This window comes from Tardiphaga sp. (assembly GCF_025356345.1).
In the GTDB taxonomy this organism is placed as follows: Bacteria; Pseudomonadota; Alphaproteobacteria; order Rhizobiales; family Xanthobacteraceae; genus Tardiphaga.
Genome location: NZ_JANXTC010000148.1, coordinates 1 through 2,392, shown reverse-complemented (window position 1 = coordinate 2,392; position 2,392 = coordinate 1). Strand labels below are relative to the sequence as shown.

Annotated in this window: 3 protein-coding genes; all 3 read left to right on the top strand. The window is 64.0% G+C overall.

Translation table 11 applies throughout. From position 1 onward, the window contains the following. Window positions 1–445, top strand: a 445-nt coding sequence (locus tag Q0S16_RS08600) for a Gfo/Idh/MocA family oxidoreductase (RefSeq protein ID WP_295847063.1), incomplete at its 5' end; no start/stop codon positions are given. Next, entirely contained in the window at window positions 442–1,422 is a 981-nt protein-coding gene (locus Q0S16_RS08595; RefSeq protein ID WP_295847059.1) for an SDR family NAD(P)-dependent oxidoreductase, read from the top strand. The genes Q0S16_RS08600 and Q0S16_RS08595, both read left to right, overlap by 4 nt. A 51-nt stretch (window positions 1,423–1,473) precedes the next feature. Beyond that, window positions 1,474–2,392, top strand: a 919-nt coding sequence (locus Q0S16_RS08590) for a class I SAM-dependent methyltransferase (RefSeq protein WP_295847058.1), incomplete at its 3' end; no start/stop codon positions are given.

Sequence of the window (2,392 nt, the reverse complement as noted above, 5' to 3'; positions counted from 1 at the left end):
CGACGCACCGGCGATGGAGACCAACGCCGCCATCAGCCTGGGCTTTCAGTCTGGTGCCGCAGGCCAGCTAGCGATGAGCTGCGCCTCCTGGCTCGGCTCCGGGCACCGGCTCGAATTTTACGGCGAGGACGGCACCATGACCCTGATCAATCCGACGCCGGACTATATGCGGGGGTTCGAGCTCAAACTGGCGCGGCGTCCGGCCAGCGCCCTCGAACGGGTCGAGGTCGATGACCCCGTCGACCGCCTGTTTCCCGCCGATGGCCGGATCGCGCCGGTATCGCGTCTCGCTTCCGAATTCCTCGATGCCATCGAGGCCAGGCGACCCGCGATGCCCGGCTTTCCCGAGGGCCTGCGGGTGCAGGCCTTGCTGGATGCGGCCCGTCGGGCCGACCGCCGCGGCTGGGTCGAAATCGCCCCTGTTCCCCTGGAGCCATGCGCGTGAGTCATATTTTGGTCACCGGCGGCAGCGGCTTTATCGGTTCCGCGCTCGTCAAGGCACTGGTCCGCGAGGGCCACAAGGTCCGCGTGCTCGATGATAATTCGCGCGGCGCACCGCGCCGGCTCGCGGAGGTCGCGGACCACATCGAATTCATCTCGGGCGACATCCGCGATGCCGAGGCGGTCACCAAGGCCATGAAGGGCGTCGACGAGGTGCACCATCTGGCTTTCGTCAATGGCACTGAATATTTTTACAGCGCGCCGGAGCTGGTGCTGGATGTCGGCGTCAAGGGCATGATCAATGTGATCGATACCTGCCGTAGCGAAGGCGTGGGCAGACTGATCCTGGCGTCGAGCTCGGAGGTGTATCAGACCCCGCCTGTTGTCCCGACCGACGAGAGCGCGCCGCTGCTGGTACCCGACCCGACCAATCCGCGCTATTCCTATGGCGGCGGCAAGATCATCAGCGAGCTGATGGCGCTGAACTACGGCCGCAAATTCTTCGAACGCGTGCTGATCTTCCGCCCGCACAATGTCTATGGCCCCGACATGGGTTGGGAACATGTGGTGCCGCAATTCGCCCGACGGGTGAAAGATGTCGCGGACCAACATCCCGCAGGAACGCTGCCGTTCGAGATGCAGGGCAACGGCCTGCAGACCCGCAGCTTCTGCCATGTCGATGATCTCGTCGCCGGCGTGCTGGTGATGCGCGACCATGGCGAACATCTCGGCATCTATCATGTCGGCACGCGCGAGGAGATCACCATCGCCGAGCTCGCCACCCGAATCGCCGCCCATGGCGGGCGCGAGATCGAGCTAATCGAGAAGCCCGCCCCTGCCGGCGGCACCGAACGCCGCTGCCCGGACATCGGTAAGCTCGCCAGGCTCGGCTACGAGCCAAAGGTTACGCTGGCGCAGGGTCTGGGCCCCACCGTCGACTGGTACTGGGCCAACGAACACCTCGCGCCGCCCCAACACTGAGCTTCCTTACTTACATTCATTGTTCGGGCGCTGCCCGCAGGAGAGATGGCCGTGTTCCCAACCAAGATTGCCCGTGGCGCCGGAAGCGGCGGAAGCGTTCCTGTCGAGTGCTGCCAGATTTGTGGCCATGAACCGCTGGAGACCGTGCTCTCGCTGGGCTACATGCCGCCGGTCAACCAGATGGTACCGATCGGGGCCGTGCAGACGCAGCAGACCTGGTTTCCGACCAATTTGATGTATTGCTCGAGCTGCGAGCTAGTGCAGCTCGGCGTGGCCGTCGACCCTGTCATCATCTTCCCGCCGGAATATCCCTACACGTCCGGCATGACGCGGATCCTGCGCGAGAATTTTGTCGATCTCTATGCCGAGTCGTCAAACATGCTCGGCCTGACCGAGGACGATCTGGTGGTCGACATCGGCTCCAATGACGGCACGCTGATCTCGAATTTCCAGAATGGCGGCCACCGCATCCTCGGCATCGAGCCGACCGATGTCTCGAAAATCGCCAACGCGCGCGGCATCCCGACCTTGCAGGCGTATTTCGGCCAAGAGGTCGCCAGCCAAGTGAAAGCCGAGCACGGCGCCGCCAGGGTGGTGACGGCGGCAAACTGTTTTGCCCACATCGAGGACGTCCACGCCATCGTCGAGGGCATCGTCGAAATGCTGGCGCCCGACGGCGTGTTCATCTCTGAATCGCATTATCTGATCGGCCTGCTCGACGATTTGCAATACGACACCGTCTATCACGAGCATTTGCGGCACTACACGGTGGGCAGCCTCGCTCACCTGCTCGGCATGCACGGGCTGGAAGTGTTCCACGTCACCAAGATCCCGACCCATGGCGGCTCGATCCGCGTCTATGCCGCGCGCAAGGGTGCGCATCCGGTGCAGCCGAGCGTTGCGGAGATCCGCGCCACCGAGCCGATCGGCGAGGCAATGCGCGCGCGCCTGAAAACCTTCCGTCGCGACG